The sequence below is a fragment of the Microbacterium sp. Leaf436 genome, assembly GCF_001424715.1.
In the GTDB taxonomy this organism is placed as follows: Bacteria; Actinomycetota; Actinomycetes; order Actinomycetales; family Microbacteriaceae; genus Microbacterium.
In genome coordinates this window covers 836,828-859,954 of the sequence record NZ_LMRB01000002.1, presented here as the reverse complement: position 1 = coordinate 859,954, position 23,127 = coordinate 836,828, and the positions used below count along the sequence as shown (strand labels likewise).

The 23,127-nt window shown below is 72.1% G+C and carries 21 protein-coding genes; 12 read left to right on the top strand and 9 right to left on the bottom strand.

Annotated elements, in window-relative coordinates:
• Positions 1–237: 237 nt before the first annotated feature.
• Genes ASG45_RS08280 through ASG45_RS08270 form a run of 3 tightly spaced genes read left to right on the top strand, consistent with a single transcriptional unit; the run spans position 238 to position 5,964 of the window.
• Complete coding sequence (locus ASG45_RS08280; RefSeq protein ID WP_055835400.1) at positions 238–1,713, top strand: DUF3375 domain-containing protein; 1,476 nt, start codon at positions 238–240, stop codon at positions 1,711–1,713.
• Entirely contained in the window at positions 1,706–2,614 is a 909-nt protein-coding gene (locus tag ASG45_RS08275; protein ID WP_442922819.1) for a DUF4194 domain-containing protein, read from the top strand. The genes ASG45_RS08280 and ASG45_RS08275 overlap by 8 nt, the downstream gene beginning before the upstream one ends.
• Entirely contained in the window at positions 2,611–5,964 is a 3,354-nt protein-coding gene (locus ASG45_RS08270) for an ATP-binding protein (protein ID WP_055835397.1), read from the top strand. The genes ASG45_RS08275 and ASG45_RS08270 overlap by 4 nt, the downstream gene beginning before the upstream one ends.
• A gap of 243 nt (positions 5,965–6,207) precedes the next feature.
• Here the strand turns inward: ASG45_RS08270 and ASG45_RS08265 are convergent, their stop codons facing one another.
• From ASG45_RS08265 to ASG45_RS08255, 3 genes are all read right to left on the bottom strand, one after another.
• On the bottom strand, positions 6,208–6,657 hold the full coding sequence (locus ASG45_RS08265; RefSeq protein WP_162239410.1) for an SMI1/KNR4 family protein: 450 nt from the start codon (positions 6,655–6,657) through the stop codon (positions 6,208–6,210).
• Between the two features lie 107 nt (positions 6,658–6,764).
• Positions 6,765–8,627, bottom strand: a complete 1,863-nt coding sequence (locus tag ASG45_RS08260) for an HNH endonuclease signature motif containing protein (protein WP_055835391.1) — start codon at positions 8,625–8,627, stop codon at positions 6,765–6,767.
• A gap of 182 nt (positions 8,628–8,809) precedes the next feature.
• Complete coding sequence (locus ASG45_RS08255) at positions 8,810–9,160, bottom strand: hypothetical protein (RefSeq protein WP_156459409.1); 351 nt, start codon at positions 9,158–9,160, stop codon at positions 8,810–8,812.
• A gap of 19 nt (positions 9,161–9,179) precedes the next feature.
• Here ASG45_RS08255 and yczR point away from each other — a divergent pair, with 19 nt between their 5' ends.
• The 4 genes from yczR (at position 9,180) to ASG45_RS08235 (ending at position 14,606) form a co-directional block, all read left to right on the top strand.
• On the top strand, positions 9,180–10,628 hold the full coding sequence (gene yczR, locus ASG45_RS08250; protein WP_055835385.1) for an aminotransferase-like domain-containing protein: 1,449 nt from the start codon (positions 9,180–9,182) through the stop codon (positions 10,626–10,628).
• 97 nt (positions 10,629–10,725) lie between these two features.
• Positions 10,726–11,448 carry a helix-turn-helix domain-containing protein gene (locus tag ASG45_RS16385; protein WP_162242841.1) on the top strand — a complete coding sequence of 241 codons (723 nt, stop codon included), beginning with the start codon at positions 10,726–10,728 and terminating at the stop codon, positions 11,446–11,448.
• Positions 11,445–12,707: an MFS transporter gene (locus tag ASG45_RS08240; protein ID WP_055835379.1), complete on the top strand. Its 1,263-nt coding sequence runs from the start codon at positions 11,445–11,447 to the stop codon at positions 12,705–12,707. The genes ASG45_RS16385 and ASG45_RS08240 overlap by 4 nt, the downstream gene beginning before the upstream one ends.
• 63 nt (positions 12,708–12,770) lie before the next feature.
• Complete coding sequence (locus ASG45_RS08235; RefSeq protein WP_055835376.1) at positions 12,771–14,606, top strand: Na+/H+ antiporter; 1,836 nt, start codon at positions 12,771–12,773, stop codon at positions 14,604–14,606.
• A gap of 126 nt (positions 14,607–14,732) precedes the next feature.
• On the opposite strand, the gene ASG45_RS08230 is transcribed toward ASG45_RS08235, so the two are convergent.
• Positions 14,733–15,128, bottom strand: coding sequence for a hypothetical protein (locus ASG45_RS08230; protein WP_055835373.1), 396 nt, complete (start codon positions 15,126–15,128; stop codon positions 14,733–14,735).
• 298 nt (positions 15,129–15,426) lie between these two features.
• Positions 15,427–15,771 carry a YnfA family protein gene (locus ASG45_RS08225; RefSeq protein WP_055835370.1) on the bottom strand — a complete coding sequence of 115 codons (345 nt, stop codon included), beginning with the start codon at positions 15,769–15,771 and terminating at the stop codon, positions 15,427–15,429.
• A 142-nt stretch (positions 15,772–15,913) separates the two neighbouring features.
• Between ASG45_RS08225 and ASG45_RS08220 the strand changes: the two genes are divergently transcribed.
• The gene (locus ASG45_RS08220) at positions 15,914–16,126 is read left to right on the top strand and encodes a hypothetical protein (protein WP_082516512.1); all 213 of its coding nucleotides are present in this window, start codon (positions 15,914–15,916) and stop codon (positions 16,124–16,126) included.
• Between the two features lie 17 nt (positions 16,127–16,143).
• Here ASG45_RS08220 and ASG45_RS08215 read toward each other — a convergent pair whose 3' ends face one another.
• Together ASG45_RS08215 and ASG45_RS08210 are read right to left on the bottom strand one after the other, a co-directional pair.
• The gene (locus tag ASG45_RS08215; protein WP_055835362.1) at positions 16,144–16,809 is read right to left on the bottom strand and encodes a response regulator; all 666 of its coding nucleotides are present in this window, start codon (positions 16,807–16,809) and stop codon (positions 16,144–16,146) included.
• Positions 16,806–18,014: a sensor histidine kinase gene (locus ASG45_RS08210; protein WP_055835359.1), complete on the bottom strand. Its 1,209-nt coding sequence runs from the start codon at positions 18,012–18,014 to the stop codon at positions 16,806–16,808. Before ASG45_RS08210 ends, ASG45_RS08215 begins: the two co-directional genes overlap by 4 nt.
• Before the next feature lie 131 nt (positions 18,015–18,145).
• Here ASG45_RS08210 and ASG45_RS08205 point away from each other — a divergent pair, with 131 nt between their 5' ends.
• The 3 genes from ASG45_RS08205 (at position 18,146) to ASG45_RS08195 (ending at position 21,286) form a co-directional block, all read left to right on the top strand.
• Positions 18,146–18,853: an ABC transporter ATP-binding protein gene (locus ASG45_RS08205; protein WP_055835356.1), complete on the top strand. Its 708-nt coding sequence runs from the start codon at positions 18,146–18,148 to the stop codon at positions 18,851–18,853.
• A complete protein-coding gene (locus ASG45_RS08200; protein WP_055835353.1) occupies positions 18,850–20,148 on the top strand; it encodes an ABC transporter permease in 1,299 nt (432 codons plus the stop codon). The genes ASG45_RS08205 and ASG45_RS08200 overlap by 4 nt, the downstream gene beginning before the upstream one ends.
• A 148-nt stretch (positions 20,149–20,296) precedes the next feature.
• Positions 20,297–21,286, top strand: a complete 990-nt coding sequence (locus ASG45_RS08195) for a zinc-binding metallopeptidase family protein (protein WP_055835350.1) — start codon at positions 20,297–20,299, stop codon at positions 21,284–21,286.
• Positions 21,287–21,299: 13 nt separating this feature from the next.
• Here ASG45_RS08195 and ASG45_RS08190 read toward each other — a convergent pair whose 3' ends face one another.
• Positions 21,300–22,079: a helix-turn-helix transcriptional regulator gene (locus tag ASG45_RS08190; RefSeq protein ID WP_055835346.1), complete on the bottom strand. Its 780-nt coding sequence runs from the start codon at positions 22,077–22,079 to the stop codon at positions 21,300–21,302.
• Positions 22,080–22,127: 48 nt separating this feature from the next.
• Between ASG45_RS08190 and ASG45_RS08185 the strand changes: the two genes are divergently transcribed.
• Entirely contained in the window at positions 22,128–22,568 is a 441-nt protein-coding gene (locus ASG45_RS08185; protein WP_055835343.1) for a DUF2000 domain-containing protein, read from the top strand.
• Positions 22,569–22,638: 70 nt separating this feature from the next.
• Here ASG45_RS08185 and ASG45_RS08180 read toward each other — a convergent pair whose 3' ends face one another.
• Positions 22,639–23,067 (bottom strand): MarR family winged helix-turn-helix transcriptional regulator, encoded by a 429-nt coding sequence (locus tag ASG45_RS08180; protein ID WP_055835340.1) that lies wholly within the window; start codon positions 23,065–23,067, stop codon positions 22,639–22,641.
• Positions 23,068–23,127 lie beyond the last annotated feature (60 nt).

The window sequence follows — 23,127 nt, the reverse complement described above, 5'->3', positions numbered from 1 at the left end:
CGACCGGCGCCGTGGCACACGGCGTTCTCGCGACGATGCCCGGGGTGAGGGGCGGGTCCCGCGAGCGGCCGCGCGGGCCGGAGCGGGTGAGCGGCCCCGAGGACGCGGCATCCGGCTGGCGCTCCCGACGCGCAGCGGGCGCCCGGAGACGGCAGGGCTCACCCGGAACGTCACCCGTCGTGCCGCGCGATGTCGCCGATCCGGCGGCGCGGGCGGGGCGCCGGTAGACTCGAGCCAGTGAGCAGCACCCGAACCGAAGCCGCGTACCTGCGCTCGGTGACGGCGTTCAAGAACCCCACGCTCGACCTGCTGCACGGGCGCTTCGCCCCCTTCGTCGTGGCCGTGCTCTCGGTGGTCTTCACCCCCGACCGCGCGGCGGTCACCGTCGCCGACGCGCACGTCGAGGTGGCCGAGGCCATCGACGAGCTGCGCGCGGCGGGCTACGACACCGACGACGACCGCCGCATCCCCGCGGGGTCGGCGCGCGAGATCTGTCGCGGCTGGGTGCGCGTGGGCTGGCTCGGCCTGCAGATCGAGGACGACGTCGAGGTGTACCGCCTCTCGGCGCACGCCGTGGGCGCCCTCGAGATCGCCGGTCGCGCCGGCGGCGGCCGCGCCCGTGTCTCCCGCTCGCGCGTGCGCACGCTTCTCGACGCGGTCGAGCGCCTCGCCCGCGACGCCGAGAGCGACCCCGCCCGACGCCGCGAGGCACTGCTCGAGGAGCGGGCGGCCCTCGACGCCGAGATCGCCGCGCTGGAGGAGGGCATCGTCGAGCCCCTCGACGACGACCACCTGCTCGAAGAGGCCGAGAACGTCATCCACCTCGCTCGCGAGTTGCCCGCGGACTTCTCGCGCGTGGCGGAGTCGATCGCCGCGATGCAGCGCGACGTCGTCGCCGAGCTCCGCCGCGACGTGCGCCCCACCGGCGAGGTGCTGCGCGAGTATCTCGAGCGCGGGCGCCAGGTGATGCAGGCCACCCCCGAGGGTCGAGCCTTCCAGGGCGCGCTGCGTCTGATCGGCGATCCCGAGAACATCGACGACCTCACCGACCAGCTGCACGCCGTGCTCACCCAGCCCTTCTCGCGGCTGATGACCCCCGAGCAGCGGGCCGAGCTCGACGCCATCGCCCGACGCGTCGAAGCGGGCGTGCAAGAGGTGCTCACCGCCCAGCGGCGGGCCTCGCACGTCATCACCGCGCAGGTGCGCACGCACGATCCCATCCGCGATCGCCAGGTCGACGACCTGCTGCGCGGCGTGATGGCGGGGCTGCACCGCTGGAGCCAGACCAAGACCCCCGGTCGCGTCGAGCCCGTGCGCACGCTCCCGCTCGCCGACATCGGGCACCTGCGCCAGTCGCTCAGCGACGTACGTCCGGCCGGGGCGCCGGCGCCGTTGGCATCCGCAGACGTCGAGGCCGAGTTCGTCGACGCCGACACCCGCGCCTGGGGCGGCCCGCACTACGCCGAGCTCGAGGCGTACGTCGCCACGCTCGGCGACGGCTTCGATCTGGCGACCGCCTTCTCGGGCGGCTCCGCCGACACCCGCCGCCCGGTCGATCTGGTCGGCCTGCTCGAGATCGTGCATCGCGGGGGGCTCACCGAGACCGACGACGTCTCGATCGTCGAGGCCGTACGCCCCGACGGCACCACGCGACGCTTCGCCTTCGGAGCGGTCAGAGCGAACAGCCTGCGAGAAAAGGATGCCGATGACTGACGCGGACACGTTCGTGCCCTCGGGCGAGGGCGCCGAGGCCCCCGCTTCCTCGACGACGCCGTCGTCGCCGGATGCCGAGGTCTCCCCCGGCGGCACGGAGTCCTCCGCCTTCATCGCCCCGGTCGCGATGGAGAACGACCCCGACGCGCTGTTCCCGGGCGATCGCGGCATCCTGGACTCCGAGGTGCGGCGCGTGCTCGTGCGCATCCTGCAGCGCCGGTTCCTGAGCGCCGAGAACTCCCCCGCCGAGTGGAAGCTGCTCCTCGAGCACCAGCAGATGATCGAGTCGCGTCTGAACGATCTGTTCGTGCGGCTCGTCGTCGACCACGCGCGGGGCGTCGCGTACAAGGAGCAGGTGCGCAGCGACGAGATCGACGTGCCCATCCTGCTGAAGGACGAGGCGTACTCACGGGCCGAGACGCTCGTGCTCGTATATCTGCGCACGGTGTTCCAGCGCGAGACCACCGCCGGCACCGCGTCGGCGCGCGTCGACGTCGAAGAGGTCGAGCAGACCGTGCTGACGTACTTCGCCGAGAGCGACGGCACGCGCGCCAGTCAGCAGCGGGCCGTGCGCACCGCGATCGCGCGACTGGACCGCGAGGGCATCATCGAGGAGGAGTCCGAGGGGCGGTACCGCATCGGGCCGCTCATCGAGGTCGTGCTCAGCGCCGAGACGCTCCGCGAGCTGCAGCTCTGGTTGGAGGAGCAGACGCGGGATGCCGACAGCTCACGCGAGGGCGGCGGCGTGGCACCCGCTCTCGACGAGCAGACACAGGATGCCGGGAGCCCACGCGAGGGCGGCGTCATGGCATCCGCCCTCGACGAGCACACACAGGATGCCGAGGCTGCCGGTGACCGCGAGGTCGCGGCATCCGGACCGTTCGAGGGAGACCCCCGATGACCATGCTCGAGACCCTGTTCGGCCTCATTCCTGCCGCCTCGCGCGGACAGCAGTGGGTGGCCGAAGACCTGCAGCTCGTCAACTGGGGCGGCTACGACGGAACGCATCGCGTGCGCTTCGCCCCCACCGCGACGCTGCTCTGCGGTGGTTCGGGCTCGGGCAAGTCGACGCTGATGGACGCCTACGTCGCGCTCATGATGCCGCACACCACCCCGTTCAACGGCGCCTCCAACGGTGCGGTGGTGGGGCGCCCGCGCGGGCAGGAGCAGCGCAACATCCTCTCGTACGGCCGCGGCAAGCTCGATGAGTCGCGCACCGATGAGGGCACGAAGATCCGGGTGCTGCGCGGCGACGGCGTCGACACGTGGACCGCGATCGCGATGACGTGGGCCGACCACGACGGCGCCCGCTTCACCGCGGTACGCGCCTGGTACATCCCCGCCGCCGCCCGCACGCTCGACGACGCCGTCAAGGTGCGCGCCACTGTGCACGGCGCGTTCGACCTGCGCGATCTGGAGCGGGCGGCGCAGCAGCACCTGTCCGACGCGGCGGTGCGGGCGACGGGACTCGACACCCTCGCCACCGACCGCGAGTTCTCGGCCCGACTGCACGGCGTTCTCGGCATCGGTGCGGCGGGGGCGGGCACGAAGGCGATGAGCCTGCTCGCGCGCATCCAGGCCGGGCAGCAGATCACCACCGTCGACGACCTCTACAAGCGCATGGTGCTCGAGGAGCCCGAGACCCTCACCGTCGCCGACGCCGTCGTGTCGCACTTCGACGGGCTCGAGTCGACGCGCACGCGCATGCTCGAGGCGCGCCAGCAGGTGCGGGCGCTGCAGCCCATCCGTGCGATGAAAACGCGCATCGACGAGGCCGCCGAACGTCTGCAGCTGATCGACGCGCTCGGACGCTTCACCGACCCCGACTCGCGCGCCTCGCTCTGGCGGGCGCAGCGCCGAGTCGATCTGCTCGGCGCGGTCGAGGCGGAGCTGCGCGACCGCACGCACGCCACCGACGCGCTCGTGCGCGAACGCCAGGCCCTCGCCGACGCCGCCGAAGCCGAGCGCGAAGGCCTCGGCGACGTGCTGCGCGCGGCCGGCGGCGACCGCCTCGACGCCGCCCAGCGCGAGCTCCGCACGCTCGAGCGGCGCCTGGCCGGCATGCAGCGCGACCGGGAGCGCTTCGAGACGGCGCTCGCGGTGCTGCAGACCGAGGTGTCGACCGAGAAGCAGTTCGCCGCCCTCGTGGACGACGCGCGCCGCACCCTCGGTGACGCGGATGCCAAGACGGCCGTCCGCGACGCGTTCGTCGCCGCCAGCAGCACCCACACCGACCTGCGCCAGCAGCTCGCCGCCCTCGAGGCCGAGCACCGCCGCACGCAGACGCGAGACGACAACATCCCGCCCCGTCTGCACGAGGCACGCGAGACCCTGGCCGAGGCCGCCGGTCTGACCGCCGCCGAGCTGCCCTTCGTCGCCGAGCTCGTGGACGTGCGCACCGAGTACGAGCCGTGGCGCGGGGCCTTCACCCTCGCGCTCGGGGGGTTCGCGACGACCCTTCTCGTGGATGCCGCGCACCTGACATCGTTCCGCGCGGCGATCGACGGCGTCCGGCTGTCGGAGCGCCTGCGGTTCGAGGGCGTGTCGACCGGGCTCCCCGAACGCGGCGGGCTGGATCCGGCGACCCTTCCCGGGCGTCTGGAATTCCGCACCTCGCCCTTCACCGGGTGGCTGCAGGACCGGCTCGAGCAGCAGTTCGCGTTCGTCTGCGTGGATGCCGCGTCGGAGTTGTCGCGGCACCGCCTGGCGCTCACCATCTCGGGGCAGACGAGCCAGGGTGCACGCGGCGCGCACGGGGGGTCGATCCGTCAGAGCGTGCTCGGGTTCTCGTCGCGCGTGCGGTTGACCGAGCTCGGCGAGCAGATCGTCGCCGCGCGCCGCGCCCTCACGGCCGCCAAAACCACGGTCGACGAGGCGGCCGCTGCCCTCGACGCGTTCGACGAGCGGCGCAGCGCCCTCGAGAAGATCGCCGACCTGTCATGGGACCAGGTGGACGTGGCATCCGTTCAGCGCGATCTGGACCGCTGGAACGAGACGATCGCCGAGATCACCGCCGGCAATCCCCGTATCGCCGAGCTGCAGGAGCAGATCTCGGGCACCCGTGCCCGGGCCGGCCGCCTGCGCGAGGAGATCGGGGGGGCCAAGACCGAACAGCAGGCGATGGCCGCGCGCTGGGCCGAGATCACCGACGACGTCGACGCGGCGCAGATGCTCATCGAACGCGCGGAGGATTCCGAGACCGCCCTCTCGCCCGACGAGATCGACTACCTCGACGCTCTGTTCGTGGCTCCGGGAGCGTCGGACGCGACGCCGTCGCAGCTTCTCGCGAGCTTCGACGCCGCCCTCGAATCCGCCTCCCGACGGTTGCTCGAGGAGCAGCGGTCGGCGCAGGAGACGTGGGGCGACCAGCGCGAGAGCCTGCGGCGCACGCTCATCGCGTTCACCGACCGGTGGCCGAGTCCGAACCTGCTCGCCGACCCCGACGAGTCGCTCGGCGACTTCGAGCGGATCCTCGCCGACCTCGAAGCGAGCGGCCTGCACGAGCTCGAAGCGGAGTGGCGCGACAGTCTGCTGCGCCTGTCGGGCAACGACCTGACGAGCCTCGACTCGGCGCTGACGCGGGCGCTGCGTGAGATCCGGGAGCGGATCGCGCCGATCAACGACATCATGCAGGACCTGCCGTTCTACGACGACGAGCACCGCCTGCAGATCGTGCCGCGCGAGGGGCAGTCCGAGGTGCGTCGCCGTTTCCGTCGCGAGCTGCGCGACGTGCGTGCGGCCATCGACGCGGCCTCGTCCGACGAGGAACGCGAAGCGGTGTACACCCGCATGGCGCGCCTCATCAACCGCATCCGCTCGACAGCGCCCGACTTCGCCGACCTCGTCGACGTGCGCAACCACGTGCGGGTGAGCGCCGAGCGCTTCCGCGCCGACACCGGCGAGCACGTCGCCCTCTACGACCACATCGGTGAGAAATCCGGCGGGGAGTCGCAGGAGCTCATCGCGTTCATCGTCGGAGCGGCGCTGCGGTACCAGCTCGGGGATGCCGGAGCCGAGCGCCCCCGCTACGCCCCGGTGTTCCTCGACGAGGCGCTGATCAAGGCCGACGCGCACTTCACCAAGCGCGCGATCGGCGCGTGGCGCGGCCTCGGATTCCAGCTCGTCATCGGCGCCCCGAACGACAAATACAGCGCGATCGAGCCGCACGTCGACGTCGAGTACGACATCTTGAAGGACACGCGCGGACGGTCGTGGGCGAAGGCGAAGGTGGGGGTCGCGGCGGAGGGGTGAGGCGGCGCTGCGGGCCGGGTGGGCCGGCGCGGCGGGCTCGGCGGGCGGGGTGAGCCGTCGCTGCGGAGGGGTGCTTCCACGCTGCGGGCTCGGCGGGCGGGGTGAGCCGTCGCTGCGGAGACGCGGGGGCCGAGATTCCGGGGCCGAGACTGCGGGGCCGAGACTCAGGAGCGAGACTGCGGGGCCGAGACACCGGGTCGTGAACGGCCCGGGCGCGTGGGCAAGGGCGTTCTCGGGTGTTCGTCAGCCGTCCCGAGGCACCACACGCAGCAGCTGTTCGAAAGAGTCCGCAGCTGGCATCCACCGGTCTTCGCCGCCGAGGTAGACCCGCACGGCTCCCGTGGATTCGCGGCCGACGTGAAGCAAGAACAGGTTGCCCCCGGGATCGTGTGCGAACGGCATCCACTCGTCGAACGCGTCGCCGCCGCCTTGGCGAAGGTCCGCCCACAGCCGTTCGATCGGAAGCGCTCCGTGCTTGACCGCCGTGAAGCCGTGCAACATACCGGACTCAGCGAGGGGCCACCCGCCGTTGTGCCGCAGATAGAACGCGCGGAATGCCCGTGGCAACGCGCATCCGACGAGTTGCTCCAGCTCGTCGAGATCCTCCGCCCCCACCGGCAAGGCGGAGCCCTCCCAGTCTTCCGAGAACCACGGGAGATCGGCCCAGGTGGGCAGATCGTCCACGCCGCTCACGCGGAGAATCATGTCACAGGCCAACCACGACGGGAGGGCCGGCGGCTTCGATCCTGCCCCGGCGTTGCCTCGTCGACCTCGGCGGCGGCGTGCCCGCTTCGACTCGGCTAGAACGGCGGCGGATCCTCGGCGATCTGGGCGCCGAGCGGCGACGTCCAGCGCAGGTCGCCGGTGTCGGGGTCGCGCGAGGGATTCCACCGGGTCTCGTGACGGATGCGGTGATGATGTCGGCACTCGGGTGCGAGGTTGTCGTCATCGGTGACACCGCCGGCGCTCCACGCGGCCAGGTGATCCAGGTCGCACTCGCGTGCGGGTCGTCCGCATCCCGGGAAGACGCAGGTCGGCGAGGTCACGCCCAACCATCGACGCAACGCGGTCGGCACACGGTAGGTCGAACGATCGAGGGCGAGGGGCACGCCCGTCACCGGATGCGTGAGGATCCGCACCCACGAGGTGGCCTCGCCGGCGAGACGCCGAGCCGTGTCGAGGTCGATCGGGCCGTACCCGTCAAGACGGGCGGGCTCGTCGCCCGCCCCGAGAAGCGTGAGTGCGGGGACCGTGATGACGATCGACGCGCGACGATCCGGGGGCGCGGAGGGCGTCGGCGGTGAGGCGTCGGGCGGCGGGGCGGCAGTCGGCGCGGCGGCAGACGGTATTGCCGTGGTCGGCACTGCGGCGATCGGCGCGATGGCAGTGGGCGCGGGGGCGATCGGTACGGCGGTCGGCGCCGTCGGTACGGTGGTCGGCGCAGTCAATTCGGCGACGGTTGGTGCAGCGACGGTCGGCGCGGCGAAGAAGGCATCGTCGCCGGTACGATCACCCGCACTCGCCGGGCGTTCCTCGGCGCGATGGATCGAACCGGTCCCCGCGCGGGACCCGGCCCCGCCCGTGGACCGCGTGAGCAAATCCGCGAAAGCATCGGCGCGCAGCTGCGCGAGCGTTCGTTCCTCATCGGGGGCCACCCGCAGGTGACGGGCCGCGCGATCGACGTGCGCGAGGGCATCGTGCGCACGATCCGCGGGGAGCAGAGCGGTCAGTGTGGCCATGCCGTCGAGTTCGGCCGCGAGCCAGACGCCGCGGTCGCGAGCCGCCCGACGGTGCCGCGCCTGAAGGGACTCGCGGTGCACGCGCTCGCGGAGAGCGCGCGCCGAGACGGAGAACCGCGCGGGCGGAAGCCGGAGAGCGCGGTCGAGGGCACCCTCGTCGAACGCCCGCCAGGATTCATGCTCGCTGGAGGCCGGAGCCGGGTCGCCAGAGGCCGGAGCCTGCTCGCCCGAAGCCAGTGCCGGTTCGTCGGCGAGCATTGCCGTGTCGTCCAGAAGCGCGTCGGGGAGCAGGGTCGACCCGTCAGAACCAGACGCCGGGCCATCGGCCCCGGTCGGTCCGGTCGGCAGTGACTCGGGCTCGTCGGCCGGCGATGACTCGGGCTCGTCGGGAAGAGACGTCGCCAGCCGCGCCGACTCGACGGCGTGACGCTCCGAGATCGTGCCGTCGACGAAGGCGTTCCAGACCTCGGGGCAACGGCTCCGCAACGTCTCGGCATGGGCGGCTCGCGTGCGCACCGTCTGCTCCGACAGCCGCAGGCGCGTCGCGATCTCGGCGATCACCGCCCGTTCGGCCATGTCACGCCGGTCGCGGCGCACCGCCGCCACGGTGCGCCGCCTAGGGTCGGTCCACGCGATGTCGAGGGTCGGGTCGGGACCCACCCACGGCTCGGGATCGGCCACCGCCTCGTGGAGCAGCAGTCTCAGGAGGCGGTACTCCGCGGCCGTGGCCCGGTGGCGTTCGCGCACGTGGTACTCGAGCTCGCCGAGAAGGTGCGCGGGAGTGGGGGTGAGGAGCCACGCGCCATCCTCGTCGGCGGCGTCGGTCACACCGTCACCGAACGGGTGGGGGTCGACCAAACCCACGTCGATCGCCCACGCCGTGGCGGCGTCGGCGGACAGGTCTTCATCGCTGGGCCACGGCACGCCCCACCCCGAAGAAACCGGCTGTGACCGGCCTTTCGAAGGTGCCATGGTGTCCATGCACCCAATCTAGCGAGGGGGTACGACATCGCCGCGAGCGGCACCTGGGGAGCCCGCGAACCGGCCCACACCCGCCAGTCGCCACGAGCCCACCCCTACCCGCCGCGCCACTCCCCACGAACCCGTCACACCGTCACGAGCACCCCCCGCGGCACCTCCGTCCGCTCCACGAAACCCAACACCTCGCCCAGGCGCCGAACACCCTGCGCCGGGTCGGCGACGACCCGCGAGGCGACCGAGCGCACGAGCACGACGACCCGCGCCGAGGGGACGACCGCGTGGCTCCCGGGAGCGGTGCGGGCTCCGGCGACCGAATCGCCCTCGAGCGCCTGGTCCACGGCATCCAGGATCTCGAACAGCCGTTCGTCGTGGCAGCGCTCGTCGTCGACACCGATCCACTCGAGCACCGCGGCAATGGTCCACTGGGGAGTGAATGGACTGGGGATGCGATCAGAGGAAGCGAACGAGAGGGTCATTGGACCAGAATCACCAGGTATGACCCTTCTCGACAGAGCCACTTCCGCCCTGGTGGACCAGCGCACGGCTGTCGTCTCGGCGGAACAGCTGGCGTTGCGCCTCGGCCGCTGGGCGACGACCGACGCCACCCTCTCGGCGAGCCTCGCCGACGGCATCGCCCGGCTCGTGCGCGAGGGGGAACTGCGCGGCGGCGACCGGCTGCCCTCGGAACGCACGCTTGCGGCGACGGTCTCGGTGTCGCGGGGCACGGTCGTCAGCGCCTACGCGCGGCTGTACGACGACGGCATCCTCGATCGCCGCCAGGGCAGCGGCACGCGCGTCGCGGGGACGCCCCCGACGGCCGCGCGTCAGACCGCCGGTCGCGCGGAGGCGCTGTACGCCACCCTGCCCTCGAGCATCGATCTGCTGCGCGCGGTCCCCCCGATCTCGCCGCTCGCCGTCGACATCGTGCAGCGCCACCGGCCCGTGCTCGACGCGAGCACCGTCGAGGGCGACCCCGCGGGCCTCCCCGCTCTGCGCTCCCTCATCGCGCAGCTGATGACCGACGACGGCACCGCCACGACGTCGGCGCAGATCCTGGTCACGCACGGGGCGCAGCAGGCGCTCAGCCTGCTCGTCGACGAGCTGGTCTCCCCCGGCGACACCGTGCTCACCGAAGAGGTGGCCTGGCCCGGCTTCACCGATGCCGTGCGTCGTCGCGGAGGCCAGGTGCACGGCATCCGGCTCACGCCCGACGGCGTCGACATCGACGCGCTCGAGATGGCGATCGTGGTGCGCCGACCCGTTCTCATCGCGCTGAACCCGCACAACCACAACCCCACCGGCGTACAGACGAGTCTCGCCGTGCGGCGGCGCATCGCGGATCTCGCCGCCGAGCACGGCGTGACGGTGATCGAGGATCGCGTGCTCGCGCACGTGTCGTTCGACGGCGTGACCCCTCCCTCGCTGGCGAGCCTGCGCCCCGACGCGCCCATCGTCGTGGTCGAGTCGCTGTCCAAGTGGGCGTGGGAAGGCCTGCGGGTCGGGTGGTTGCGGGCGGACCCCGTGCTCGTGCGGCGGCTGCGCGGACTGCGTCAGACCACCGACCTGTCGACCAGCGTCCCCTCGCAGCTGCTGGCGATCGACCTGATCGCGCAGGCTCCGGTTCTGCGCCGCACCGTGGCCACCGTGCACCGCGAAGCGGCCGACGCCGCGGCGAAGCTGCTCGCCGTCCACCTGCCCGACTGGCGGTTCCGTCCGCCGCGCGGGGGGCTGTGGCTCTGGGCGCAGCTGCCGTCGGGCTCGGCGGCCGGCTTCGCGCGCTACGCCGCGGGGCTGGGCGTGTCGGTGGCCGGGTCGGCGCAGTTCATGTCGGACATGGATGCCGACGACCACATCCGCATCCCCGTCACCTCGACGCCCGCGGTGCTCGAGGCCGGAATTCAGCGTCTCGGCGAAGCGTGGAGGGGATACGTCGGGAGGGGCTGAACGGGCACGGGCCGGGTCCGCTCAGCGCGGCGCGGCGCGGGACGGTGCGGTCCGGCGCGGTCCAGCGCCGTACCGGCGCGGCGCATAGTATGAAGTCGTGCCTTCACATCTCCCGGAGCGCCGGGTCATCCCCACCTCGGCCATGCTCGCCGCCCTCGCGGTGCCGTCGCGCCTCGCGATCCTGTCGCTGCTGCTGTCGGTCGGGCCCCGGACGGCGACCGAATGCGCCGAGGTGGTCGGGGCGACGGCATCCAACTGCTCGTGGCACCTGCGCGAACTCGCCCGGCTCGGCCTCGTCGAGCGATCCGACGACGACTCCGGCGACGCGCGCAAGCGACCCTGGCGCGCGACGATCACGGGCATCGACCTGGATGCCGGCGGCGGACCCGCCGACGAACTCACGCGCGCCGCGGTGCGCTCGGCCTGGTTCGCCGACACCGACGCGCGCTTCGACGACTACCTGCGGCACGAGAGCGACCTCCCCGAACCCTGGCGCGAAGCGGCGGTGATCAGCGACTACGCCGTGCTGCTCACCGCCGACGAACTCGCCGACCTCGGTGCGCGCATCGACGCGATCGTGCGCCCCTACGTGCGTGCGACCCGGGCCGACGCCCCCGCGGGCAGCGCCGTCGCCTCGATCTCGGTGCGCGGTGTCGTCGACCCGCGCTTCGTCGACCCGGGCTCGGTCGACGCGGGCTCGAGCGGCCGGCGCGCCCGGAACGCGGACGCGATGGGCCCGCGCGCCCGGGACACCAACACCGACCCACAGACAGGCCCCCCGCGCACACCCGACCTCCCTTCCCCCGACAGCGCGACGTGAGCGGCGGCACCTGGCGGTTCCCCGGCGTCGTACGCCTGATGTCGGGGGGCGCGATCGCCGAGACCGCCGACTGGATGCTGCTGGTCGCCCTGCCCCTCTTCGTGCTCGGGGTCACCGGGTCGCCGCTGATCACCTCGATCGTCTTCGTCCTGCAGGCCGTGCTCACGGTGGCGGCCGCCCCGCTCGCGGGCCTGCTCATCGACCGGGCCGACCCCTGGCACCTGATGGGCGGCACCGCGGCGCTGCAGGTGATCGCCGTGCTCCCCCTGCTGTTCGTCGACTCGGCCGCCGACCTGTGGATCGTGTCCCTCGTCGCGGTCGTGCAATCGGTGCTCGGGGCGATCATCGAACCCGCGCGGCCGAGCGTGGCCGCCGCTCTCGTGCCCTCGGACCACGTCGCACCCGTGAACCAGCTGCTCGGCATCGGCTCGGGTCTCGCCCGCCTGGTCGGGGCACCGCTCGGCGGTCTGGCGCTGGGGCTCGGCGGAGTCGACGCCCTCGTCGTCGCCACCGCGGGTGCCTACGCCGTGGCATCCGTCGTGCTCTTCCCGCGGGCGAAACGGCGACCGGATGCCGCCACCCCGGTGAGCGACGACACCGCGGCGCTGCGCACCCTCGAGGTCGACGCCGCGGGCGCCCCCGCGCGCGCCACGTTCTTCGGCGAGCTCGGGTCGGGACTCGCGATCGTGGCCGGCGACCGCGTGCTCCGACGTCTCATGCTCGTGGCGGTGCTCATGTCGCTCGCGCAGGGCCTGTTCTCGATCCTCTTCGTGCTCTTCGTGCCCCAGGTGCTGGGCGGCGGTGACGTCGAGATCGGCGTACTGCGCGGCATCCAGGCGATCGGGGCTCTCGTGGCGGGCGTCGGACTGCTCGGCGTCGTCGGACGCGTCGCACCCGCGCGCCTGGCCGCCGCCTCGATCCTCGGATTCGGCGTGCTGTCGCTCCTGATCTGGAACCTGCCGGCGCTGACGACGTGGTTCCCGCTGTACGTCGCCCTGTTCGCGCTGGTCGGGGCTCCGGGCCTGCTCGCCATGACCGCGATGCTGACGATCGTCGACCGCGAGACGCCCGCCGGTCATCGCGGGCGGGTCACCAGCCTGCTGTTCGCCGCGCTGACCGCGCTGCAGGCGGTGGGCACCCTGGTCGGCGGATTCATCGGCACGGGACCGGCGTTCACCGTCTCGCTGCAGGTGCAGGGGGCGCTGTATCTCGTGGCCGGCCTCGTCGCGCTGACGTTGGGGCGACGCGGATCCGCCTGACCCTCGGGAATGTCCGGGCCTCTCTCTACGCTGTGTGGTGAGGGCGCAGGGAAGGCGGTTGGCATGCAGGGACTCGAAGTCACGGTTCTGCTCGGACTCGCGATGCTGGTGGGCACGGTGCTCGCGCCGCGGCTGCGGGTGGCGACGCCGCTCGTGCTGCTGGTGATCGGCCTGGCGCTGGGCTTCATCCCCGAGCTCCGCGCGATCGAGCTGCCGCCCGAGACGGTGCTGCTGCTGTTCCTTCCGGTCATGCTCTTCCGCGAGGCGTGGACCACGTCGCTGCGCTCGGTCCGCCGGTCGCTGCGCTACATCATCCCGATGAGCACGCTCCTCGTCGTCGCCTCGGCCTTCGCCGTCGCCGGTGTTGCGACCTGGATGGGCGTGCCGTGGGAGGCCGCCCTCGTCATCGGAGCCGCCGTCGCCCCGCCCGACGCCACCGCGGTCGCCGCCCTCGGTCGACTGCTGCCCGCCAAGACCTTCATGAAGCTCAAGGCCGAGAGCCTTACCAACGACGGCACGGCCCTCGTGCTCTACGCCATCGCGGTGTCGCTGCTGCTCGGCGGGCAGGTCACGCCGTGGTCGATCACGGGCATGGTGCTGCTGTCGTACGTAGGAGGTGCGGCCGCGGGCATCGCGGTGGCCGCGCTGGCGTACGTCGCCCTGCGTCGCATGCAGTCGACACTCACGATCAACCTCACCCTGCTGCTCGTGCCGTTCCTCGCCTTCCTCATCGCCGAACTGATCGAGGCGTCGGGCGTGCTCGCCGTCGTGTTCGCGGGGTTGATCGTGGCCTGGGTCTCGCCGCGCATCACCACGGCGATGTCGAGAAGAGCAGCCGACGCCACCTGGCCCTTCGGCGTGTACCTGCTCAACGGGGCGTTGTTCGTGCTCATCGGTCTCGAGGTGCAGCTCGTACTGCACGAGATCTCGCCGTCCGAGATCGGGATGCTGCTGCTGATCACGGTGGCCGCGTGGGTGGTGCTGTTCGTCGTGCGCTACCTGTTCCAGTGGCTCTTCTCGCCGTTCTCGCGGCCGCCCGCGGGGTCATCGCGGTCGCTCCGGCACCGCTCCCGGGTGGTGAGCACGGTCGCCGGGTTCCGCGGCGCCGTCTCGCTCGCCATCGCCCTGTCGGTGCCGATCACGACCGCGAACGGCGAGCCCGTCGCCGGCCGCGACGCCGTGGTCTTCGTCACCGCGGGCGTCATCGTGCTCACGCTGCTCGTGCAGGGGCCGTTGCTGCCGGCCGTGATCCGGTGGGCGAAGCTCCCCAACGACGACGCCGCGATCGAGGAGTACGAACTCGCCGAACGCGCGATCTCGGGCGCCGCGCTGGCGGCACTCGACGACCTCGCCGTCGAACACGGCATCAGCGACCGGGTGCGCGACCGTGCCCGGCGCGAAGGCTACGAGCGCCTCGAACTCGCCAACGCACGCGCCGTCGCCCGCCAGCGCGCGATCGAGGAACGCGACCTGGCCGAGCTCGACGCCTCGCTCGACGACGACGCCGGCGAGTCCTCGACGATGGGCCCCGTCCCGCCCGAGGCGAAGGACGAGGGCCGCCCGCGACGCCGGCTTCCCGCGCCCCCCGACGGCACCCACGGCGGCCTGGGCGGCGCCGACGCCACCGGAATGGACACCGGCGACGCCGCCGCGCGGCTCGCCGCCGGCCCGCTCGAGATGATCGCCGTCAGCGACGACATCGATGTGACGCAGCGTTCTCCGCTGCTGCGCCACAAAGAGGCCGTGCGGCTGCGCCTGGCGGTGCTCGACCGCAAGCGCGAGGTGCTGCTGCGGCTGCGCCGCGAGGGGACGATCGACGACCTCGTCGCGCGCAAGATCCTCGCCGGGCTCGATCTCGACGAGATCCGCGCGCGCGGGATCGACAAGTCGAACGACTGAGCGGGCGGCACCCGACGGCTCGACCGGGCTCACCTCCACGCGGCGACGCGGAGCCGGTGGTCACGCACGGATTCTCCGGCGTGCGCTGGCGCGATGACGCCCCGACGCCAGGCGGACGATTCCGCGTCAGGCCAGCACGAGCTCGATGTTCTCGTGGTCGGCGAACACGCGCAGCACGAGGTCGAAGTACGTCTCGCCCGCTCCCGCGTCGAGGGCGTCGAGCGCTCTCTGCGCCGGTCCCGCGGCGTACACCTCGGGCCTCTCGAGCTTCGCGCGGTAGTACGCCCGAGTCGCCTCGACCCCCAGCGCCGCGCGTGACGCGGCGTGGTCGACCCAGGTCACGCGGGCCGGGGCCGCCCCGTCGAGCACACCGAACCCGCCGTACAGCAGGTCGTCGAGCGCGTCGAGGCTCTCCCCCAGCGTCCACGGCTCGTCGGGCATGAGCACGCGACCCAGTTCGCGGTAGAGCGAGGCGATGCCGTCGACGCGCGATCCCTCGAGGCGCAAGGTGAGCGGGCTCATGGCGTCTCCCTCTTCTCGATTCTCACGACGAAGGGCCGGAGCCTGACGGCATCCGACCCTCTCGCGACGAGCCCGAGGCCCGCACGTGGACGACCTCAGTTGCCGCCGTTGATGACCGACAGGTAGGCACCGAAGGGGCGCGAGGCGTCGGTGGTGGCGAAGTCGTCGGCAAGGCCCTCGTGGGGCGTGTTCTCGTTGTGCATTCCCCGAGTGTGACCGACCGGACCCCGAGATCGACGTCGGTTGACATTCAGCTTTACTTCATCTAGCTAACTACTCGCCTGCCAAGTATTCAGCCTCAGTCCGCCGTCGTCGCCGTCGGCCCGAGCATGATGATGCCCGCCCCCACGAGCGCCACCGCCGAACCGATGTAGTCCCACGAGGTGGGGCGGAACCCGTCGACGACGATCCCCCACGCGAGCGAGCCGGCCACGAACACCCCGCCATAGGCGGCCAGCACCCGTCCGAAGTGCGCGTCAGGCTGCAGAGCCGCGACGAAGCCGTAGGCGCCGAGGGCCAGGATGCCGAGAAGCGCGAGCCACCACCCGCGATTCTCGCGCACCGCCTGCCAGATGAGCCAGGCCCCGCCGATCTCGGCGACCGCGGCGAGGGCGAAGAGAACGACGATACGCGCGGTGGTCATGCGTCCCAGTTTCTCCTCCGAGGCTCGTTTTCCGAACGAACAGCGCCCGAAAAGACCTCATTGCGAACCCTTACGTTACGGAGAGGGAACATCTCGGTAGTACCGGAGAAAGAGGACTACCGTTCCCCGCAAGGGGGTGAGCATGACTCGACCACGCACCGTGACCCACACCTACACGCTCGACGGCGGATGGCGCAGAGCCCACCACGAACCGCTGACCGTCGACCACGCCGACGACCTGCGCCACCAGGGGGTGACGATGGTGCGAGCGCGACGCGGGATGTTCGACATCCGCGAGCTCTCGCTCCGCGAGTATCCGCCCCGCGCATCGACCCGGCCGCCCACGCCGGCCTGACCGGACGACGGCGCGCCTCACCGCCCGGGTGCCAGCAAGCCGCTCTCGTACGCCGCGATCACCAGCTGCGCCCGATCGTGCGCGCCGAGCTTGATCATCGTGTTCTTCACGTGCGTCTTCGCCGTGTGCGGCGAGATGTACAACAGCGCCGCGATCTCGTCGTTCGAGCGACCACGGGCCACGTGCAGCAGCACCTCGCGCTCGCGATCGGTGAGCGCGTCGAGCGAGGCGGGCGCCGGCACGTCGGCGGCGCCCGTGGCCCGCACGTACCGCTCGATGAGCGCGCGGGTCGCGGCGGGAGAGAGCAGCGCGCCGCCCTCGTGCACCGACAGCACGGCCCGCACGATGTCGTCGGGTTCGGCGCCCTTTCCGATGAAACCGCTCGCCCCGGCGCGCAGGGCCGCGACGACGTAATCGTCTTCCTCGAAGGTCGTCAGGATCAGCACGCGCGTGTCGGCCAGCGCGGGGTCGGCGCAGATCGCCGCGGTCGCCTCGATGCCGTCCATGCGTGGCATGCGGATGTCCGACACCACGACGTCGGGGCGGAGCCTGCGCGCGAGCGCGACACCCGTCTCACCGTCGGCGGCCTCGCCCACCACCGAGATCCCGTCGGCGGCGTCGAGGAGGTCGCGCACGGCCGAGCGGATCAGCGACTGGTCGTCGACGACGATCGCGGTGGTCACGAGCCCGACTCCCCCGCACGCGCGGGCAGGGGCAGGCGAGCGGCCAGGCGGTAACCGCCGGGGGCGAGACCCGCCGCGAGGTCGCCGCGCACCGCGTCGACGCGCTCCCGCAGCCCCACCAGACCGAAGCCCGACGACGGCAATGCCGACTCGGCGGCCTCGGGCACGCGCTCGATCGGATTGGTCACGACCACCTCCAGGTCATCGCCGTCGCGACGCAGCAGCACGTGGGCGCGGCGGGTGCTGCCGTGCTTGAGGGCGTTCGTCAGCCCTTCCTGCACGACGCGGTAGGCCACGATGTCGATCCCCCACGGGATGCCGGCGGCTTCGGCATCCGTTCCGATCTCGTCGCGCACCACGACGTCCCACCCGGCGACCCGCACCGACTCGACCACCTCGGGCACGCGCGCGAGCCCGGGCTGCGCGCGCACGGCGGCGTCGTCGGGCGCGCGGAGCAGGCTCATCATGGTGCCGATCTCGCCGAGCACGTCGCGCGAGGCGGTGCGGATGGTGGCGAGGGCCTCGCGTGCGCGGTCGGGGCGGTTCTCGAGCGTCGACGAGGCGACCCCGGCGTTCAGGCTGATGACCGAGATGCGGTGGGCGACGGCATCGTGCAGGTCGCGCGCGATGCGCAGGCGTTCCTCGGTGACGCGGCGGCTCGCCTCGGCCTCGCGCGTCTGCTCGGCGCGACGGGCGCGCTCGACCACCGCCTCGAGGTAGGCACGACGCGAGCGGGCGGCGTCGCCGACGGCTCCCGCGAGCGCGAGCGAGAGGGCCACCTGCAGCACACGGGTGTCCATGCCGGTGACGAGGGCGACGATCACCCCCGCCGACACCACGGCCCCCACGGCGGCCAGGGTCGCCGGCACCGACGTGCGCCGCTGCGCGCGGTGGGCGATGCCGTAGGTGGCCACGACCATCGCGATCGCCCCGCCCGGCGAGAGCGTGCCGAGGGCGAGGGCGGCGATCCAGACGGCGACGCTCACGGCCAGCACGACCCGCGGCGCCCGGCGACGGAACGGCAGCGCCAGGGCGGGCAGCAGCACGAGCACGAGCACGAACGGGTGCGACGGCCGCATCTCGGCGAAGGGCACGGGCGCGAGGGCCGGGACCGCGACGAGCACGATCAGCACGACGTCGATCATCCAGGGCCGACCGGCCCACGGCGAGCGCGGCGCCGGCTCGTTCGTCTCGTCGGGCCTCACGGCTCCAGTCTCCCGCGTCCTTCGGCCCCCGGCCATCGCCTGGCGGGGGCATTCGCGAATCCCCCACCGGGGGTAGACGACCGACCCGGCGGTGGGACGCGCGTGGCTCCGCCGCGAACGAGGCTGAGGTCATGGCATCCGACCCTCCTCCCCCGCTCTTCTCGATCACCGATCTGCACAAGTCGTACGGTCGCGGTTCCGCCCGCTTCGACGCCCTGCGCGGGGTGAACCTCGACATCCATCGCGGTGAGAGCATCGCGATCATCGGCAAGAGCGGCTCGGGCAAGTCGACGCTCATGCACCTGCTCGCCCTGATGGACGCCCCGACCCGGGGCACGGTGCGCCTCGACGGGGTGGATGCCACGACCCTCCGCGGACGTCAGCTCAACCGCACCCGCAATCAGACGTTCGGCTTCGTGTTCCAGCAGTTCTTCCTCACGCCCAGCGCCTCGGTGTTCGACAACGTCGTGCTGCCGCTGAAGATCGCGGGCGTCGGGCGCGCCGAGCGGAGCCGACGGGGGCGGGCCGCTCTCGCCGAGCTCGACATGGACGACAAGGCGCGCAACAAGGCCACCGCGCTCTCGGGGGGACAGAAGCAGCGTGCGGTGATCGCGCGGGCCCTGGTGAACGACCCGCAGGTGATCTTCGCCGACGAGCCCACCGGCAACCTCGACACGGCCACCGGGGCCGTCGTCGAAGACATCCTGTTCCGGCTCAACCGCGAGCACGGCATCACCCTGATCGTCGTCACGCACGACGAAGACCTCGCCGCGCGCTGCGACCGGCGCGTGCAGATCCGCGACGGTCTCATCGTCGCCGACGAACGGAACGCCGCATGAGAACCGTCGATCTCGTCTCGACCGCCGTCGCGAACACCTTCCGCTCCAAGACGCGCACGATCCTCACCGTGCTGGCGATCTTCGTGGGTGCCTTCACCCTGACCATCACGAACGGCCTCGGTACGGGCATCAATGCGTTCATCGACAAGACGGTCGCCTCGATGGGGGCCTCCGACGTGCTCACGGTGACCAAGACGACGTCGGCGACCTCGACCGGGCCGCAGAAGTACGATCCGGATGCCGTCGCCTCGGCGCAGCAGACGGGGGGCCGCCCCGGCGCCACGGGTGAAGTGACGGCGCTCACCGATCAGGACATCGCGACCGTCTCGCAGCTCCCCGGCGTGGAGAAGGTCGTTCCGGTGACCTCGGTGTCGATCGACTACGTCGAGGCCCCGGGCGGGGATCCCTACACGGCGCAGGTGGGCAGTCTCGTCGCCGGGCAGACGCCGCAGATCGCCGAAGGGGCGGCGCCCGACGATGCCTCCGACGCGCTGCAGGTCGCGCTCCCCGACGCGCTGGTCGCACCCCTGGGGTTCGCCGACGCGAACGACGCGGTGGGCTCGACCGTGACGATCGCCGTCACCGACCCGGTGCGCACGCAGCACCTCGTCGAGGCGACCGTGAGCGGAGTGACCGAGGCGGCCTTCGGCGGGACGACCTCGCTGACGACCAACTCCGCGCTCGAGAAGACCTTGTTCAGCCTGCAGAACACCGGCGTGCCCGCCGACCAGCTCGACCGCTACGCCTCGGCGAGCGCGACCGTGTCATCGTCGGCGACGACGGCGCAGATCGACGAGGTCAAGGCCGCGCTGACCGACGCGGGGTACACCGGAACCACCGTCGCCGATCAGCTCGGCACGTTCGAGTCGGTGATCGACGGCATCGTGCTGGTGCTCAACGCGTTCGCGGTCATCGCCCTCCTGGCGGCGAGCTTCGGCATCGTCAACACCCTGCTCATGTCAGTGCAGGAGCGCACCCGCGAGATCGGTCTGATGAAGGCCATGGGAATGGGCAGCGGGCGCGTCTTCACCCTGTTCAGCCTCGAGGCGATCTTCATCGGTCTGCTGGGCAGCGCTCTCGGCGCCGTCATCGCCATCGGTGTCGGCACCGCCGTCAGCGCGCAGCTCGCGGCGAGCCTGTTCAGCGATCTGCCCGGACTGCAGCTGATCGCCTTCGACCCGGTGTCGATTCTGCTGACCGTGCTCGCGGTGATGGGGATCGCGTTCCTCGCGGGGACGCTCCCGGCCGCGCGCGCCGCGCGGGCCGACCCCGTGGAGTCGCTGCGATACGAGTGACGGCGGTGCGCCGAGCGGCGGGCCGGGGCGGCGGCGGATCATGCCGATGCCCCGGCCCGCCGCTCGCGCGCGGCGATCTCGCTACGACCACCGCGCCGCCCCGCGCAACCCCGACGGCGGTGGACTGATCGTCTGTCATGCTCGGGCAGTGAAGTCGTTCCGTTGCCGCGTCTGCGGAAATCACCTGTTCTTCGAGAACTCGGTCTGCCTCTCGTGCGGCACCGGCCTCGGTTACTCGCGCGAAGAGGCCGAGATCGTGCCGGTCGATGCCCGGGGCCGGTACGTCGACGCCGCCGGACTCATCTGGCACGTCTGCCGCAACCTCAACCTGTCGGGCTGCACGTGGCTCTCCCGCTTCGAGGGTGGCCAGTGCTCGGCCTGCGAGCTGACCCGCGTGCGGCCGAACGACGCCGACGCCCGGGGTCTGTCGCAGTACCCGGTCGCCGAACGCGCGAAGCGGTGGCTGCTCGTCGACCTCGACCGCCTCGGCATCCCGATCGCGAGCAAGGCCGAAGACCCCGACCGCGGCCTCTGTTTCGACCTGCTGTCGAGCGTGGCCGAGAACGTCACCATCGGTCACGCCGACGGCGTGATCACGATCGATCTGGCCGAGAGCGACGACGCGCACCGCGTCCGCGTGCAGAGGCAGCTCGGTGAGCCCTATCGCACGATGCTCGGCCACTTCCGCCACGAGGTCGGGCACTACGTCGAGTGGGTCTTCGTCGAGGGCACCGACCGCATCACCGAGGCGCGCGCGCTGTTCGGCGACGAGACCGCCGACTACCAGGCCGAAATCGATCGCCACTACTCCGAGGGCCCGCCGAGCGACTGGGCGGAGCGGTACATCTCGACCTACGCGAGCATGCACCCCTACGAGGACTTCGCCGAGACGTGGGCGCACGTCCTGCACATCACCGACACGATCGAGACGGCCTCCACGTTCGGGCTGACGAACGTGTCGGGCCCCGGGGAGGTCCCGCGCTTCCGCGAGTTCGTCACCGAGGTGTGGATGCCGCTGTCCGTGGCCCTCAACATGGTCAACCGCTCCATGGGCAAGAACGACCTCTACCCGTTCGCCCTGCCCGACCGCGTGCTCGACAAGCTCGACTTCGTCGCGTCGCTGCTGTCCACGCGCTGAGCGGGCTCGGGTCTCACGACCGCGTCGCGAACGCGCCGGGCGTCACACCCCAGACGCGGCGGAAGTGCCGGGTCAGGTGTGCCTGATCGTGGAAGCCCGTCTGCGCGGCGGCGTCGGCCGGACGGCATCCGTTCCCCAGCAGCCGCCGCGCGGCGTCGACCCGTCGCCCCACGAGGTACCGGTGCGGGGCGATCCCGTACGTCTCGGAGAACACCCGCACCGCGTGGCTCGGGTGGGCGCCGAGCTCGGCGGCGGCTGCCGCGATCGTGAACGACTCGGTGTAGCGGGAGTCGAGCAGCACGCGAAGCCGGCGCGCGAGGGGCACGTCGCGCGTCGCCGGGCGGGCCGTTCCGGCGTGGCGGTACACGGAATCGCGCACGGCCAGCAGCCAGTGCTCGGCCGCCATCTCGTCACCCGGGTGCGCCAGAGCCGCGTGCACCCTCCGCGCGGCCGCGTGCGCGGGCGGCGCCGTGACGGTGGGCCGGTGCGCGATCCGGCCCGTCAGCTCGTCGGGGAGCCAGTCGCGCCGAAGGTAGAGCACCTGCTTGCGGTACCCCGACCCGGTGACGGCCGGGCGCCCGTCGTGGGCGACGCCCGGGGGCAGCAGGGTCACCGCGGCGGGCGATGCCCGGTGCTCCGCGCGGTCGAGGGCGTACGTCACCGCGCCGCGGTCGACGAGCATGACGGCCCAGTCCTCGTGCGTGTGCATCGGGTAGCTGTGCGCGAAGCTCGCGTGGTAGACCTCGCGCAGCATCGGCACGTCCGGGTGCCACGCGCGCACCCGGTTCTCCATGCAAGAAACGTACAAGACGCCGCGGCGCCCGGTCGTGATGCTGGAGGGATGACCGACGACACCGCCTCCCCCGCCCCGCTGTTCGACACGAAGGTCGTCGTGGTGCTCGCCGACGACCTCACCGCCTGGCAGGAGCTCAACGTCACCGCGTTCCTCGCCTCCGGAATCGCCACCAGTGCGCCCGACCTCGTCGGCGAGCCCTACCGCGACGCCGACGGCACCGACTACCTGCCGATGCTCCGCCAGCCCGTGATGGTGCTCACCGCCGACGCGGGCCTCCTCGGCCGCGCGCGGGCCAAAGCGGCCGCGCGCGACGACATCGCCCTGGCGATCTACACGCGCGAACTGTTCACGACCTCGCACGACGCCGCCAATCGGGCCGCCGTCGCCGGCGTCGCCGCCGCCGACCTCGATCTGGTGGGCATCGCCGTGCGCGGTCCGCGCAACGCCGTGGACCGCATCGTCAAGGGCGCCGTCTTCCACGCCTGAACCCCGGGACCGGGGGCGATGCGGTGCAGCCGGGCACCTCGGTCAGGCCGAAGGAGCCGCGGCACCCGTTCTAGTCGAGCGCCGCAGCCGCCGTCGCGCTATCCAGCAGCGATGCCACCGCTTCTTGCTGTTTCGCGTCGACCCCCGAGAGGGCGGCCGAGAAGGCGTCATCGAAGCGGGTGAGGCAGTCCCACGGTTCGACGCTCAGATCGACCTGGGCGAAGATGTGGTTCGCGCGCCGGTCGTCGAGGTCGACCTCGCGGCGCAGGATGTCTCGGCGCACGAGGCGGTCGACGATCGTGGTCACTCCCGCCGACGTCACCCCGAGGTGCTGCCGCAGTTCCGAGGGGCGGATGCCGGGATTGCGGGTGATGTGCAGGACGGCGACGACGTCGACCTCGTTCAAGCCCAGAATGCGGCGGGCCTCAGCGAGACACCGCGCCCGTTCCACGAGATACCGGTTCAGCGCGTCAACGACAGGGGAGGATTCGTTCGTCATATCGATTCAGTTCGTTTCGCGGCGCTTCTGCGCGTGTACACCTCACGGTACCCGGCGGGG